Annotated in this window: 14 protein-coding genes; 4 read left to right on the top strand and 10 right to left on the bottom strand. The window is 54.3% G+C overall.

Annotated elements, in window-relative coordinates:
* Window positions 1-68 precede the first annotated feature (68 nt).
* Window positions 69-1,931: an alpha-amylase family glycosyl hydrolase gene (locus EPD59_RS10775; RefSeq protein ID WP_133272789.1), complete on the top strand. Its 1,863-nt coding sequence runs from the start codon at window positions 69-71 to the stop codon at window positions 1,929-1,931.
* Window positions 1,932-2,053: 122 nt separating this feature from the next.
* Here EPD59_RS10775 and EPD59_RS10780 read toward each other — a convergent pair whose 3' ends face one another.
* Window positions 2,054-2,407, bottom strand: a complete 354-nt coding sequence (locus EPD59_RS10780; RefSeq protein ID WP_133272790.1) for a four-helix bundle copper-binding protein — start codon at window positions 2,405-2,407, stop codon at window positions 2,054-2,056.
* Between the two features lie 298 nt (window positions 2,408-2,705).
* On the opposite strand from EPD59_RS10780, the gene recQ reads away from it, so the two are divergent.
* The gene (gene recQ, locus EPD59_RS10785) at window positions 2,706-4,949 is read left to right on the top strand and encodes a DNA helicase RecQ (RefSeq protein ID WP_133272791.1); all 2,244 of its coding nucleotides are present in this window, start codon (window positions 2,706-2,708) and stop codon (window positions 4,947-4,949) included.
* 72 nt (window positions 4,950-5,021) lie between these two features.
* Here the strand turns inward: recQ and EPD59_RS10790 are convergent, their stop codons facing one another.
* Complete coding sequence (locus EPD59_RS10790) at window positions 5,022-6,116, bottom strand: PA14 domain-containing protein (RefSeq protein ID WP_165963554.1); 1,095 nt, start codon at window positions 6,114-6,116, stop codon at window positions 5,022-5,024.
* A gap of 371 nt (window positions 6,117-6,487) precedes the next feature.
* On the opposite strand from EPD59_RS10790, the gene EPD59_RS10795 reads away from it, so the two are divergent.
* Window positions 6,488-7,291: a LexA family transcriptional regulator gene (locus EPD59_RS10795; RefSeq protein WP_133272793.1), complete on the top strand. Its 804-nt coding sequence runs from the start codon at window positions 6,488-6,490 to the stop codon at window positions 7,289-7,291.
* Between the two features lie 89 nt (window positions 7,292-7,380).
* On the opposite strand, the gene EPD59_RS10800 is transcribed toward EPD59_RS10795, so the two are convergent.
* Entirely contained in the window at window positions 7,381-7,905 is a 525-nt protein-coding gene (locus EPD59_RS10800) for a peptide deformylase (protein ID WP_133272794.1), read from the bottom strand.
* A gap of 166 nt (window positions 7,906-8,071) precedes the next feature.
* Here EPD59_RS10800 and EPD59_RS10805 point away from each other — a divergent pair, with 166 nt between their 5' ends.
* Window positions 8,072-8,791, top strand: a complete 720-nt coding sequence (locus EPD59_RS10805) for a pirin family protein (protein ID WP_133272795.1) — start codon at window positions 8,072-8,074, stop codon at window positions 8,789-8,791.
* Window positions 8,792-8,941: 150 nt separating this feature from the next.
* Here EPD59_RS10805 and EPD59_RS10810 read toward each other — a convergent pair whose 3' ends face one another.
* The 7 genes from EPD59_RS10810 to EPD59_RS10835 all read right to left on the bottom strand — a co-directional run bounded on the left by EPD59_RS10810 (window position 8,942) and on the right by EPD59_RS10835 (window position 15,012).
* Window positions 8,942-10,804 carry a M2 family metallopeptidase gene (locus EPD59_RS10810; RefSeq protein ID WP_133272796.1) on the bottom strand — a complete coding sequence of 621 codons (1,863 nt, stop codon included), beginning with the start codon at window positions 10,802-10,804 and terminating at the stop codon, window positions 8,942-8,944.
* Between the two features lie 112 nt (window positions 10,805-10,916).
* Entirely contained in the window at window positions 10,917-11,252 is a 336-nt protein-coding gene (locus tag EPD59_RS22475; RefSeq protein ID WP_262712940.1) for a zinc-dependent peptidase, read from the bottom strand.
* Complete coding sequence (locus EPD59_RS22480) at window positions 11,162-11,863, bottom strand: zinc-dependent peptidase (protein ID WP_262712941.1); 702 nt, start codon at window positions 11,861-11,863, stop codon at window positions 11,162-11,164. Before EPD59_RS22480 ends, EPD59_RS22475 begins: the two co-directional genes overlap by 91 nt.
* 135 nt (window positions 11,864-11,998) lie before the next feature.
* Complete coding sequence (locus EPD59_RS10820; RefSeq protein WP_133272797.1) at window positions 11,999-12,634, bottom strand: NUDIX hydrolase; 636 nt, start codon at window positions 12,632-12,634, stop codon at window positions 11,999-12,001.
* 55 nt (window positions 12,635-12,689) lie between these two features.
* Window positions 12,690-13,031, bottom strand: a complete 342-nt coding sequence (locus EPD59_RS10825; RefSeq protein ID WP_133272798.1) for a low molecular weight protein tyrosine phosphatase family protein — start codon at window positions 13,029-13,031, stop codon at window positions 12,690-12,692.
* A gap of 53 nt (window positions 13,032-13,084) precedes the next feature.
* The gene (locus EPD59_RS10830) at window positions 13,085-13,612 is read right to left on the bottom strand and encodes a hypothetical protein (protein ID WP_133272799.1); all 528 of its coding nucleotides are present in this window, start codon (window positions 13,610-13,612) and stop codon (window positions 13,085-13,087) included.
* Between the two features lie 17 nt (window positions 13,613-13,629).
* Window positions 13,630-15,012 carry a DEAD/DEAH box helicase gene (locus EPD59_RS10835; RefSeq protein ID WP_133272800.1) on the bottom strand — a complete coding sequence of 461 codons (1,383 nt, stop codon included), beginning with the start codon at window positions 15,010-15,012 and terminating at the stop codon, window positions 13,630-13,632.
* Between the last annotated feature and the right edge of the window lie 7 nt (window positions 15,013-15,019).

Consider the following 15,019-nt stretch of genomic DNA (forward strand, 5'->3'; position numbering starts at 1 on the left):
CATTGACTGTTAGTAGACGTCACCCCATGCTGCCAATTACTTTTCTGCCTAAAATCCCACCGTCCAACATGAAAAAACTCTATTCAAACCTGCTCTTGCTGGTGCTGCTGGTTCCCCTATGGGCGGCTGCCCAAACGCCGTCCATTCAACGAGTGAACCCAACCAATTGGTGGGTGGGCATGAAGGAGCCGAAACTCCAGCTGCTGGTGCACGGTCCTAATGCCGGTACGCTTACCTACAGCATTGCCTACCCAGGCGTGAAGCTGGTGAAAACGAACACCGTTGAGAACCCGAATTATGCATTTCTGGACCTGACTATTGCGAGTTCAGCCAAGCCTGGTAGGGTGCAAATCGTGGGCAAAAAAGGCTCCCAGACAATAACCCAAGCCTGGGAACTAAAAGCCCGCGATAACTCGCCGAAAGGGCAGGGGGTCACGCAGGCGGACTTTATCTACTTGGCGATGCCCGACCGCTTCGCCAACGGCGACCCAAGCAACGACAAGTTTGCCGATATGCGCGACCCCAACCATGACCGGAGCAATGGTTTCCTGCGCCACGGCGGCGACTTGGCGGGCGCCACACAGCGCCTCTCGTATCTTAAAGATCTGGGTATCACGGCCGTGTGGTTTACGCCCGTCATTGAAAATAACCAGCCCCTAACCAATGAGGGCGGCACAATGCGCGCCTCGTATCATGGCTACGGCTTTACAGATCATTACAACGTGGACCGCCGTCTGGGGGGCAATTCTGCCTACAAAGCTTTCGTCGAAAAAGCTCACGCGGCTGGTATGAAAGTGGTGCAAGATGCTGTGTATAACCACATTGGTAACACGCATTGGTTTATCCAGGATCTACCGATGAAAAGCTGGCTCCACCAGTGGCCTTCTTACACCAACACGTCCTACCGGCAGCAGCCCATCACCGACCCGTACTCTTCTCAGATAGACAAGAAGATTACCCTCGATGGCTGGTTTGTGCCCTTCCTGCCCGATCTGAATCAGGAGAATCCTTACGTGGCCAATTTCCTAATTCAGCACGCTATCTGGTCAGTGGAGAACTTTGGGGTAGATGCGTGGCGCATTGATACCTACATGTATAATGACCAGCCGTTTATGAACCGCTGCAACCAAGCGCTGCTCACCGAATATCCGCGCATTCACATCTTCGGAGAGTCATCGGTGAATAATGTGGTCGATCAGGCGTACTACGTGCGCAACAACATCGATTTCAAGTTTAAGTCGAACCAGCCGGGCGGGCTAGACTTCGTGTTGGAAGGCGCCATGGTGGACGGCCTGAAGCACGATGGTAGCCCCCAGCGTATGTACGAAGCGTTGGCCCAAGATGCAGTGTATCAGGATCCAACCAAGTTTGTGACCTTCCTCGACAACCACGACCACGACCGGTTTCTATCGGTAGTAGGTGAAGACTACAACAAGTATAAATTGGGGCTGACCTGGCTGCTTACCACCCGCGGCATTCCATCGATGTACTATGGCACCGAGATTCTGATGAAGAATCTTAAAAACCCCACCGACGCTGAGGTGCGCAAAGATTTTCCTGGGGGCTGGCCCGGCGACAAGGAGGATAAGTTTACTGCCGCGGGCCGCACCCAGAAAGAAAACGAAGCTTTCCAGTTCGTGCGCACCCTGGCCACCTACCGCCGCGACCATCCCGTGCTGCACTCCGGTAAACTCATGCAGTATCTGCCTCAAGATGGCCTTTACGTTTACTTTCGCTACGACGACAAGGGCACTGTAATGGTCGCCACCAATGCCACCGATAAGCCTATCGCAATGCCTACGGCCCGCTTCTCCGAGCGTATGAATGGCTTTACTAAAGCCCGCAATGTTCTCACCAATGAGTCGCTGAATAGTGTCACGACTATTCAGGTGCCAGCCAAAACCGCGATGGTGTTGGAGCTGATGCGCTAAATACAAACCCATCTGTCATCCTGACGAAGGAAGGACCTTCTCACTTTTGAACAAGTTGTTGCTATGACAACCGTTCTTAGGTGAGAAGGTCCTTGCTGCGTCCGGATGACAATACTATAAAATTACTGTTGATAGCTCCGGCAGGCTTCCACGCAAGCGCGGCAAGCCTCAGCGCACTGCTGGCAATGGTCGTGGCTGTGGCGGCCGCACTCCTCAGCACACTTCTGGCAAATCTCGATGCACTCGCGTAGGACATGCTGAGCATGGTCGGAGCCGCGGGCGATGAAAGCGGCAGTAAGACGGCATATATCGGCGCAGTCGCGGTCGAGACGGATACAGGGAACCATCATTTGGGTGTCCTCTTCGCTTAAACAGGCGTCGGCGCACATTTCACAGGCAGCAACGCAGCGACTGAGGGCGTCGAGCACGGCTTGAGCTTCTTGGTTCTGGGTGGCGTAGGTACGGGACTGGCTCATTGTCAATTGTTTTAGGTACGGGATGAGATGACCCTTTCTACGCAGATTATGGATCAAGCGGTAATACAGGATTGAGTTTGCGGCGAATACAATTTGGGCTTACGCTTCTTAAAAAAGCCCCCCACTAGCCCGAAGCGAATCTTGTGTTGCTCATCGGAACTGCGCTTACGAGCGTGGTCGTTACATGACTCGCGCAGCAATAGCCATTCACAAACCAATGCTGAATGGCGCGGCGCTTTAGTCTGTTTATCCGATCCGGCGCCTTTCAACTCCCGCCTAGCTGGCGTATTTTTACCACATGTTATTTGCCCCCCAAACCTATTCGCCGACCTTAGAATCTGCTCGGCAAGTCCTAAAGAAATACTACGGATACGATACGTTTCGCCCTATGCAAGAGGAGATTATATCTTCTATCTTGGGCGGACGCGATACGGTAGTGCTTATGCCTACGGGGGGCGGTAAGTCGGTTTGCTTTCAAGTGCCAGCCGTGGTGAGCGAGGGCGTGTGCGTGGTGGTGTCGCCGCTGATTGCCTTGATGAAAGATCAGGTAGAGGCACTCAAGGCCAACGGTATTGCGGCGGCGGGCATCAACAGCAGCATCGGACAGAGCGAGCAAAACAACATTGGGGCAGCCTGCATGAGTGGCCATCTGAAGCTACTATATGTGAGCCCCGAAAAGCTGCTCTCGCCCGGCTTCTTACAATTCTTGCAACGCCTCAAGATCAGCATGTTTGCGATTGATGAGGCCCACTGCATTTCATCCTGGGGCCACGATTTCCGGCCGGAGTACACCCAGCTACGATTACTGCGTGAACAGTTTCCGCAGGTGCCCATTATTGCCCTCACCGCTACCGCCGACCGCCTTACCCAGCGCGATATACAGCAGCAGCTGCGCCTGCAGGATCCGCAGGTATTCGTGGCCAGCTTCGACCGGCCCAACCTCAACCTTATCGTGCGGCCTGGCCAAGACCGCGTGGGGGGCATTTTGGAGTTTCTAGACCGTCACCCCGACCAGCCCGGCATTATCTATTGCCTTTCGCGCAAACAGTGCGAAACCCTTTCGCAAAAGCTCATTGCTAAGGGCTACCGCGCCGGTCACTACCACGCCGGCATGACGCCCAACCAGCGCTCAGCGGTGCAAGAAGGCTTTTTGAAGGATGATTTGCAGGTGATTATTGCCACCATCGCCTTCGGGATGGGCATTGATAAGAGCAATGTGCGCTGGGTAATCCACTACAACCTGCCCAAAAATATCGAGGGCTATTACCAGGAAATTGGTCGGGCCGGCCGAGACGGGACGGATGCTACGGCGCTGCTTTTCTATAGCTTCAGCGACGTGATGAGCTTGCGGGAAATGCTCACTAAAGACAACCCCAACCTTACCCAGCTAAACCTGACCAAGCTGGAGCGCATGCAGCAATTTGCCGAAGCCGCCAGTTGCCGCCGCAAAATTCTGCTGAATTACTTTGGCGAAATTCTGCCCACCGACTGCGGTAACTGCGACATTTGTCGCAATCCACCTACCACCTTCGACGGCACGCTTATCGCCCAGAAAGCACTGTCGGCGGTAGTTCGGATGCGGGAACGGGCCAGCATCGGTCTGCTCATCGACGTGCTGCGCGGTATGCGCAATCAAGCCGTGCTCAGCGGCGGCTACGACCAGATAAAAACCTACGGCGCCGGATCTGATTTGCCTTATCTGGATTGGTACAGCTACGTGCATCAAATGCTGAATGACGGCCTGCTCTACATTGCCTACGAAGAGGGCTATGCGCTTAAAATCACAGAGTTAGGCAAGGAGGTGCTGCAAGGCCAGCGTCAGCTGCCGCTTAAGCAGTTTAAACCCGCCGAAAAGGCCGAAAAACCCACTCGTGCCAGTCGCAAAGCAGCGCAAGCCGCCACGAAGCCTGCCGATGCGACAGCCAAGCTGTATGAGCGTTTGCGGCAGCTGCGCAAGCGCATTGCCGACGAGCAAAACGTGCCGCCTTATGTGGTGTTTTCGGATGCCACGCTGGAGGAAATGGCTGCTGAGAAACCCGTGTCGCGGGTGGCTATGCTAGCTATTTCGGGCGTGGGTATGAAAAAGTTTGAAACCTACGGCGAGGCGTTCATCAAGGAAATATTGGAGCATAGGGGTGGCGGCGCACCGGACTCCAGCACCACCACGTACGCCGACATTGCCGACAACTTGGAAGAAATGCCCCCCACGCCCGCTCCGCGCAAGCGTGAGGTCGGCGATACGCACGAAACCACGTTTCAGCTGCACCGGGTGGGGTTGAGTGTGGAGGCCATTGCCGAGCAGCGAAGTCTGAGTACCGGCACGGTGCGCGCCCATATCGAAACGCTGTATGCCAAAGGCTACCAGATTCGACTGGAGGAGTTTCTGACGATGGATGAGTTTGCCGAAATCCAAACTGCCCGCGACCAGCTCGGCGGCGAGCCACTGCTGCGCGATTTATTTGATCATCTGCGCGAAAAACACGATTACTTTAAATTAAGGCTGGCCGTGCATTACCAGAAGCGACTGCGTGGAGACGGCTAAATAAGGCCGTTTTCAAGAAAATGAATCGTCAAGCTTGCCCCGCCTGTAACTGGCTTATTCCAGCTTGCTACGTTACCGCCGCACTACTTCTACCCGCCTGTTTCGCGGACGCTGATTGGGGTCTTGGTTATCGGCAACGGGACGGGTACCGCCGTAGCCCTGGGTAGTGAGGCGAAGTGAATCAATCCCGCGCTGCACAAGGTAGGCCCGCACGACGCGCGCACGCTGCACTGAGAGTCGGCGGTTAAGGATGGAGTCACCCACATTGTCGGTATGGCCTCGGATTTCCAGATTCAGCTCGGGCTGCGCCTGAAGCGCCCGAACCAAACGAGTCAGCTCGGGTCGGGAAGAGGGCAGTAAGTTGGCGGTGCCGCGGGTGAAGTATAATTGGTGCAAGGGCACGATGGTGCCAACCGGCAACGCAGCCAGCGTAAGCAGCGAATCGGTAGGCAGAGTAGGCGCAGGCACAGAAACTAATGGTGGGGCAGGAGTAGGTCGCGGCAAGACTGGTATCGGCTTCACAACACGCCGCACAGGCCGCTGGGGTGGTGGCTTTGGCGTGGCTACAACGGCTTTGGATACAGTTACTTTCGTCTTCTCAACCTTCTCAGCGTCTGGTAATTTAGATTTTGCAGGCTTCGCCACAAGCGGGCGTACCACAGAAGGCACGGGAGTAAATAAGAAACGCCGTTGTACTGGCACTAGCGTTGCGACAGGCTTGCCAAAAAAACCGGTTCGGCTGCGGCCTTCTCTCGTAAGATCATCGGGCGAGAAAGCGGGTTCCTGGACCGGCAAATCCCAACCCAAGAAAGCCCGTGTTTCTATTCCCTCTTGGTAATAATCTACCCGTATAGAGTAAAATTTGCCCCCCGTAAGGCGCACACGCGCTGTTGCTACCAATGCTTGTTGGGGTCGCCATTCCTCCATCAGCTGCCGCCCTCCAACCCACACCCGCATCCCATCATCGGCAATAATACGGAAGGTATACACGCCTGTGGCTGGCGCGTAAATCCTGCCCGTCCAGCGAACCGAGAAATGATCTGCCGGGACACCAGGCGCGGGTGATTCCTCCTTCCAATCGAAATCAATAACGGGGTCTATGCGCGTATGAATTGGTTCTTCAAAGTTTTCACCACGATAGTAAACCGCCTTCAGCCCATTACCCACCGGAACAGATTGCGCTTGTGATGCGCTTATTTGTACGATCCCTACCAATCCTGCCCAGCACAATAACCACTTAAACCGCATATATAGAATAAGTTGGAGAGGTATAAACTAAAAGCTGAAAACTCGATCCGATAATATTTTGGTATATCTATTTAAAGAAAAATTATCGTTTGCGACAGATACTCTTGGCGCAAGGGGCGCTCCCACTTGCTATACTTGTCTATGCACAATATGATCATGGTCAACGGCCTAGCTTACTGTCTTTTTCAAAAAAATAATAGCTAATTGAATTAGTAAAGCTGCTTGCTTGTTACTAATTTCACGAGCCGGTAATGTTTTGATGTCGAAGCCTTTCCCGCCTCTCTTTAGCGATGATCAACACGAACTTAAAATTCTGGCGCCGTGAGCTGGGCCTCACCCAGGCGCAAATGGCCGAGAAGCTAACTATAAAACGCTCTTTGGTGGGCGCCTACGAGGAAGGTCGCGCAGAGCCTAAGCTCACGACCCTCGTGAACATGGCTCGCTTGTTTGGCATTACGCTGGACGCGCTCGTAACCACTGACTTTAGCAAAAAGAGCGTCGCGAAAGCGGCGATGCGTCACCTCGATCCTGCGCTGCAAGTGCCCGAGCCGCCCCGTCCCGCTGACCGCCTGCGCGTACTGGCCCTGACCGTTGATAAAGACCAGAATGAGAATATCGAGCTGGTGCCGTTGAAGGCCAGCGCCGGTTATCTCAACGGCTACGCCGACGCTGAATTCATTGAAGAGCTGCCCAAGTTTCGCTTGCCGATGCTGGGCTCAGGTGGTACGTACCGCGCCTTCGAAATTGAGGGCGACTCAATGCTGCCAATTGCTTCGGGTACCGTTATCGTGGGGCGCTATGTCGACGACTGGTTGACTATCAAGGACGGCACGCCCTGCGTGGTGGTAAGCGGCAAGGAAGGCATCGTGTTTAAGCGCATCTTCAATCGTCTTAAGCAGGGTGCAATGCTGTCACTGCACTCCGATAACCCGGTGTACTCGCCCTATGAGATTGATGTAGAGGATGTACTCGAAATCTGGGAAGCCAAAGCTTACATCAGCAGCACGTTCCCTATTGCCGACCTCTCACTCAACCGTTTGGCCAGCATCGTGCTGGACTTGCAGCAACAGATGACAACGTTGAAGAAAGCATAAGCGCTCCTTCACCCGTAATTGGTATATGAAAGGCACGAACCAATCTTGGTTCGTGCCTTTTTATTTCATCATAAGTGGTTATTACTCAGTTAGCCCATACGTGAAGTGCTTTCGGCAGAAGCAGGAGTGGGGCGCCAGCGGAATGACAGCGGATCGAGGGCGCGCATGGTGCAGAGGATACCGTCGAGGTGGTCGCACTCATGCTGGAGCAGCTCAGAGATACCATCGTGCACGGTCCAGGTTTGCGGCTGCCAGTGTTCGTCGCGATAGCGTACGGTTACCTGCTGGTGGCGTTGGACGCGCACCAGCAGATTAGGAAAGCTCATACAATCGTCCCACAGCTCGAACATGGTAGGGCTTAGCTCTACCAGCTCCGGATTCAGCAGCACGCGAGGCTGCCCATCGAGGTGCAGGTACACCAGGCGCTTCATCACGCCAATTTGCGGCGCGGCAATGCCACGCCCAAAATGGTAAGTAGCCCGAATATCTTCCATCACCGCGTGTAGGTCGGCCACCCAGCCGGCCACCAGTGGTAATTCTTCTTCCACTACGGGAGCGCACTGCTCATAAAGGCGCGGGTCACCCAGTAAGACGATGTCAGCTATGGTTTTCATACCTCTAAGAAAGGAATAATTGCCTTCTTGTGATGAATGCTCTATTACAGCAGATGGAGGCTTTTATGCCTAAAAAAGCCCCCAGTGCTTCTCGAAGCCCTGAAGTTAACTTACCAACGCTGGCTCGCGTATGCGCAAGCATCGCCATCAACCCAACGTTGCCCCTATGCTTAAGTATATCCCCGCCACCGAGCGCCACCACGCCGCACCCGTACAATGGCTCAGCAGTTACTTCCTGCTTTCCTTCGCTGATTATCACGACAAGGATAACATGCATTTTGGTCCTCTGCGCGTGTTCAACGACGATACTATCGCACCTAATTCCGGCTTTCCGCAGCACCCGCACTCCGATATGGAAATTGTGACTCTGGTGCTTAGCGGCGAGGTAACGCACGAGGATACCATGGGTAATCGGGCCGTGATTAAGAAGGGTGAAGTACAGCGGATGACGGCCGGTACGGGCCTGGCGCACGGGGAGCGCAACGAAACGGACGAGGAGCTACGCATTTATCAGCTCTGGTTTATCCCAAATCAGAAAGGGCTGAGCCCGAGCTACGAGCAAAAAGACCTCGACTTTCTGGATAGCAAGAATGAGCTAGTGCCGCTGGTATCGGGGCAGAAAGTACTGGAAGATGTGGTGTACATGAACTCCAACTCGACGGTATATTGGGCGAACCTGAACGCCGAAAAAACGATTACTTTCAAGACCTTTCCCATCCGTAATACTTTTATCTACGTGCGCCAGGGTACTATTTACGTCAACGGCTCCGAAATCGGCCCCAGCGACCAAGCCCGCCTAACCGATGAGCACGTAATAGAAATTCGGGCTGAGAAGGACGCCCAGTTTATTTTGATCGACTTGCCCGCCAAAGAGGCGAATTATTAGATGAAGTAAGCATCAAAAAAAGCCTGAGCGTTTAGCTCAGGCTTTTTTTGATGCTTTTAGCGAGGCAAGCGGGAGGTAAAATCTCTGGGAATACCAAAAAAAGCCCCCCAATAGAATTGCAAAAGCATTTTAGGGCTGATTTAGGTAGCGTTACATCGTGTATTTACGCCCCTTGTTCTGCTCTTTCAAATACGCCATCAAAGGCTGGAAATAATCGACCATAGCACGGGCGGATAAGTCTTCGCCGGTTTTGTCTTTCAGCACCGTACGCCAGTCTTTGCTGGCACCAGGCGCCATAATATCGCGCAGAAAAGTGCCCACTTCCTTGCTACCGTAGTAGTTGGTAGCGTGCGGGTCCTGCTTCAGAATTTTCTTGGCAATGTGATCATGAAGCTGAAACAGAATGACGTAGGAGAGGGCATAATCGTAGTACTGCGCGGGATCGTCGTTGATGTGGGTTTTGGTGGCTGGGTCGAGGAAGTTTTCGCCGCGAGCAGTAGGCGGCGTAATGCCCTGATACTTCTTCACCAGCTCCCACCACTTCGCGTTAAGCTGGTCGGGGGGCAAATTCTCGGCATAGAAGCTGTTTTCCCATTCGCTCATCACCCCCGAAGCAAACGGCAGAAACGTCACGTAATTCAACGCTTCTTTTAGCAAGGTCTGCGTCTGATCGGTTTTGGCCGAAGCAGGTACCAAGTCCAGGCCAACCAGGAAAGGCTTTTGCGTTGCCGCCAGGCCCATCAGGCTGCCCATTGCCTCGTGGTAGGCGCGGTTGGCCCCACTACGCAGCAGCACCGGTACTTCGGGGTTCGTGTAGCTCATGGAGTAGTAGATGTGGCCCAACTCGTGGTGGGTCGTTTCATACCACTCCGTGTTTGGCTCCACACTCATCAAACTGCGTACATCGTTCTCCAGGTCCATGTGCCAGGCCGAAGCGTGGTTATTCTTTTTGTAGTTGGCCCCGGCGGGCAAGGGGTACAGGCTGCTCTTTTCGTAGAAGCTGGGGGGCAAAGCGGCGAACCCCAAGCTCTGGTAGAAGCGCTCAGCTTGCTTGACTTGCCACTCAGCGCCCTTTTTTGCCAATACAGCATCCAGATTCAAGCCTTTCACATCGACCATCGAACTCCAGTCCTGACCCCAGCGGTTGGGTACCCAGTGAGCAGGCAGATAATCGGGCACCTGCTTCTGGCCGTATTTTTTGGCCAGTTCGTAGCGGGCGTAGGTGTGCAGCTCGCGGTAAAGGGGTCGTAGCTCCTCATTGATCTGACGCACCAATTGCATCATTTCCTCGCGCGTAAGGTCGTAGTCCGAAGCCTGATAAGTGAAATAATCGGGGTAGCCGAGGGCCTTTACCGTTTCGTTGCGCAGGCCGCGCAGGTTCAGCAAGCCTTCTTTTAGTGTAGGCCCGATGGCTTTGCTGGCTTCCCAAGCAGCTTGGCGCTTGACCGGGTTTTTCTCCTTGCGCAGTACCTCATCAATGTCATTGGTGGTCACCGACTTACCCTGATACTTGTAATCGAAGCCATATAGCTTTTCCACCTGCGCCGTCTCAGCTTTGATGCGGCGCGTGACTACGTCCGCAATGGTTTGGGGCGAGTTGGCGGCGTTATACAGGGCCGCTTTCAACTGCTTGACCTGCAACTCACTCAGGTCCGCTTGGTGCTCGAGCAGTTCCCGCAAACGGGTGATATTCTCGGTACTGCCGGTGAAGGCGGCCATTGCTTGATTGGCGCGGGCTGTAGCGGCTGCGTTCGTCGTGTCGCCGGGTACAATGTGGGTATTGGAGCGCCACTCCGCTTCGGATGACTGCGTGTAAAGACGCTGGTATTGAGTGGAATACTGCTGTAAAAAAGCATCAGCCTGAGCACGCCAGTCGGGCGCAGTTGGCTGCGCTACTGCGGGTGTTTCAGTGGCAGTGCTGGCTGTGGGGGGCGTTTTGGCCGTAGGTGCACACGACCATAGGGCACCGCCGAGGGCAACGCCGGCCATTCCGGTGAAGAGCGTTTTTTTCATAAATGCTGGAATAGGGACAGAGGTGGGTGGAGTAATGCCCCTAAAGTAATGACTAGCCGACAAGTACCTGCAGCAGCTTAACGTGAAATCCAACCTATTGCCAGATAAAGGCTTATGCGGCTGTTGCCTGTTCCTGCAGCAGATGACAATCCTTGTACTTCTTGCCACTACCGCACGGGCACGGAGAGTTACGACCAAACTTGCGCCGACTGCGCAGCGTTTTCAGCCATTCGCGCGGGTCGATGGCGGACCGCAGAAAACGCTTCTTGGGGTTTTGGCGCAACGCTCGGCTAAGCAGCTGATACAACTCCGGGTGATTTTCCTGAAGCTTCTCGGGCTTCTCGAAAAAGTATTCCGTCACAACCGCAAAAAACTCTGCTTCGTTGGTGCCCGCGTACGAGTTGATGTCGGACTTCCCATCCCGGATTGCCTCAATTTCACGCTGCATAACTTCGGCCCAGGGCTGGAGCAGTTCGGGGGCAAAGCCATCGAAGGCACGCCATCAATCACGCCATCGGCCTGGTCAAGGAGGTGAGCAAACTCGTGGATACCAACGTTTTGTTTGTCCAATGAATCTTTAAAGCCTTGCTCTAAGGAAGACTTGGAAAGGTGCATGTAATGAGACGTTTGGAAATTGCGTACGCTACCCAGTAACTGACCTTGCAATGGTGTCATTTCCTTGTTTGGGTCGCGGGCTTCGCGCCAGGCATCCGGCACAATTAGCACCTCACTTAGATTGCCGTATTCCCAATCGGGAAACCCAAAAACTGGAATAATAGCCGAAGCGGCCACCAGCACCCGAGTGGTGTCATCTACCTCGGTTTGAACGCCGGTGATGAGCGTTTGGGCCAGAAAAACCTGCACCGATCTCTCAAACCGTAGCTTCTCATTTTTGGTGAGCGACAGATAAAAGGCCACGCGCTCCATCAGTATGCGTCGCCACTCCACGGGGAATTCTTCGGCCAATGCCTCCGTCCGTACGCGTGAGTTGCGGGTGATGTAGCGGTAAAATAGAAAGAGAAGGCCGCCGATAATGGCCAAAAAAATAGCGTAGCTCATGAGGGTTCAGGTAAATAAACAGGCCTCGTGTACGCACGTGTGGCGTTTGTAGCTGAACTGGGGGGCTTTTTTATTCTAGGCTATATAAAAAGACCAACTCGACAGCATTCTCACTGCTCACTCCATCCCCACTTGTTAGTCGCAGAGGGTAGGCAGATTGGGGTTTTGGGCAAAGTCCAGCATCTGTTCCAGCTGAGACAGGGTGACCCGGTTGGTCGACAAGGGAAGGTGGCGCAATTCCGTGCGATGTACCCACCGCCCACCCGACGTTTCGGGTGTTTCGGCTAGGAGGTTGCCGCCCACTATCTCACACAGCACGAACACTTTGTATACGTACCAGGGCTGCGGTGGGTGCGGATGCTGCTTCTTATCGAATAGAGCCAGTAAGCGTACCGCCTGGGTATTGAGGCCCGTTTCCTCCCAAGCTTCCTTTACGGCTACCTCAAATGGTGTGTAGCCCACATCGGCCCAGCCGCCGGGCAGCGACCACCGGTTTTCGTCAATCTTTTCCTGTACGAGCAGGATTTCGTCGGTGCCGCGAAACAGCACCGCCCGCACGTCAACTTTGGGAGTAGGGTAGCCTGCTTCGTTGGCAAACAGCGCATGAAGCTTCGCTACTGGTTCGTCGGCCAAGCTGGCCATCAGTTGGAGGCTCAACGCGTGTACTTCCTGGTAACGCTCGGTGTCGAAGGCATTGGGCGCATAAGCTAAGCCTGCCTGGGCAAGCGCCTGCAAGCGTTGCGCAACGGTCAGCCAGTCGGTAGGAGTCATTTGATGGGTTTTTCTAGTTCTAACGTAACCAAGGTTTGCCTTCAAAGAATGCCCATTAAAGATCCGCCAAGAAAGGCTGGAGCCGCTCCCGCAGCAACTGCTGAAGCGCTGGATCCTGAAATTGATAATCATCAGGAATGCGCAGGCAGATGACGGGCTTGCCGGCCAGTTGGGGGGCAAATTTGGCGCGCAGCCGGTCAGTATGACGACGCTCCATCACAAAAATGATGTCGGCCCAACCCAAATGCCCGGCCGTGACACGCACCCGCGCGCCCGGTTCCGTACCTGCGGAGCGCGCCTCGTAATGAGGATGATCGTCGAAGAAACGCTCGGCCGTGAGGCTACGCCAGCGGTTTTGGCTACAGATGAAAAGGAGCTTTGGAGTAGAAGCGAGCAAGATTATAGATAAATAGCCGCCAGTTTATTCTTTACTATTGGTTTAGTAGCATGTTATTTCTGCTTTCTAAATGCTTCTATTATGACATACGCACATCTTGCTGGAATACAGGCGTAGCTCGTATCCTGCTCGCGCACATGTGCAAATACAGCTAATTTAGAATTAGCTCTGGTGCAAACGAAAACTTGAGCAAGGTCTTCAGGACATGCTACCATAGAGAGGGCACTCCCTTTCTGATTGTTGTTCACTCTTTCGTAGGAATCGCAATCAGCATAGGCTGCAACCTGTCCTTGATAGACAAAGAGAATCCGATTCCGAGTTTTGTCTAATGGTGGGCTATCCCAGTCAAAGCCAAGATATCGATTGACATCCCGTTGGCTTAAATCATAGCTTCCTCGGAAGAAGTAAAGTGTGTCCCAAGGAAAATCGGTCAACTTGGCTAAATCAACAACTCGGTAGTCAGCTTCTTTAAGTGAAGGTCCTGTCCGTATGGCTGTTTGTAAGCGGTCTAACAAAGCATCATCACTGCGGGAGCAACCACCCGCACCTATTAGAACGAAGAAAAGAAACAGCCATCTCAAGGAGTATCTAGCTTAAACTACAGCACCACGGAGACCCGAATTTTGCGTCCTTTTACTTTGGCGCCGGTTACGCGCTGCGCTACATCTTGGGCAAACTGGCGAGGTACAGCCACGTAACTGTAGTGATCGAATACTTCGATGTGGCCGACTGCGTCGCGCTCCAAGCCGCCGTGCGCCACAAAGGTGCCTACCAAATCGTGGGCGCTCACCTTGTCTTTGCGGCCCGCTGATACGTGAAGCGTAACATTTTCGGGGCGCGGCGCTTTCGGCGCAGCGGGGGGCAAAGCTGGCGCGTGCATCGTTTTCCACTTGATGCTTTCAGCCACGGGCCACTTTTGCACGTGATTTTGCTCGTGGGGAGTAGCCAAAATATGAGCCGTACCCACGGCGCCCGCGCGAGCCGTACGACCGGCGCGGTGCTGGAAAGAATCGGCCTTGTCGGGGGCGTCGTACTGAATAACGGTGTCGAGGGCGGTCACGTCGAGGCCGCGAGCGGCTACATCAGTGGCTACCAAGGCCTGCGCCGAGCCATTGCGTAGCTTCATAAGCGCTTTGTCGCGCTCGGGCTGGGGCATTTTACCGTGTAATACTTCAGCGGCCACGCCCCGGCCCACCAAGAAGCGGGACAGCTCGACGCACCGGTCGCGGGTGTTGCAGAAAATGAGGGCGCGGCCAGTTTCGGGCTGATGCAGTAAGTGCAGCAATGCGGCCGGCTTTTTCTCAATAGGACCAACTTGGCCCAGCAACGTCAGGTTTTCGGGCAGCTCATCGGTATCCTCGCCGGCATTTACCACGCGCGGCCGGGTCAGGTTAGCCCGAATCAGATTCAGTACTTTATCCGACATCGTGGCCGAAAACAGCATCGTCTGCCGACGGCGAGGCAGACGTTTGATTATTTCGACCAACTCATCTTGAAAACCTAGTTCGAGGAGCTTATCGGCTTCGTCCAGAATCAAGGTTTTAAGTTGATTAGGAATAATAGTGCGGCGCTCTAAGTGGTCGAGCAAGCGGCCGGGCGTGGCTACTACCACATGGGGCGTTTGCTTCAACGACTGCGTTTCTTCGCGCATAGCATGACCGCCATAAAAGGCCGTAACGCGCAGATTTGGAATGTATTTGCCTAGCTTCTTGAGCGCGTCGCGCACCTGCAAGGCCAGCTCGCGGGCGGGCACCAGCACCAGAATCTGCATGGTATCCTGGGTGACATCGATGTGCTGGAGCACGGAAAGGCCATAGGCGGCCGTTTTGCCCGAGCCGGTGGGCGCTTGGCCCGCTACATCCTGGCCGGCCAGGGCCATTGGAATTACCTCCGTCTGCACGGGCGTAGGAGCGGTAAAATTCAGCTCTTCGAGGGCTTGGAGCAGCGAGGGCGCGAGGCCGAGGTCGGAAAAAGAAGTCATAGAAAGC

This window comes from Hymenobacter radiodurans (genome assembly GCF_004355185.1).
Lineage (GTDB): Bacteria > Bacteroidota > Bacteroidia > Cytophagales > Hymenobacteraceae > Hymenobacter > Hymenobacter radiodurans.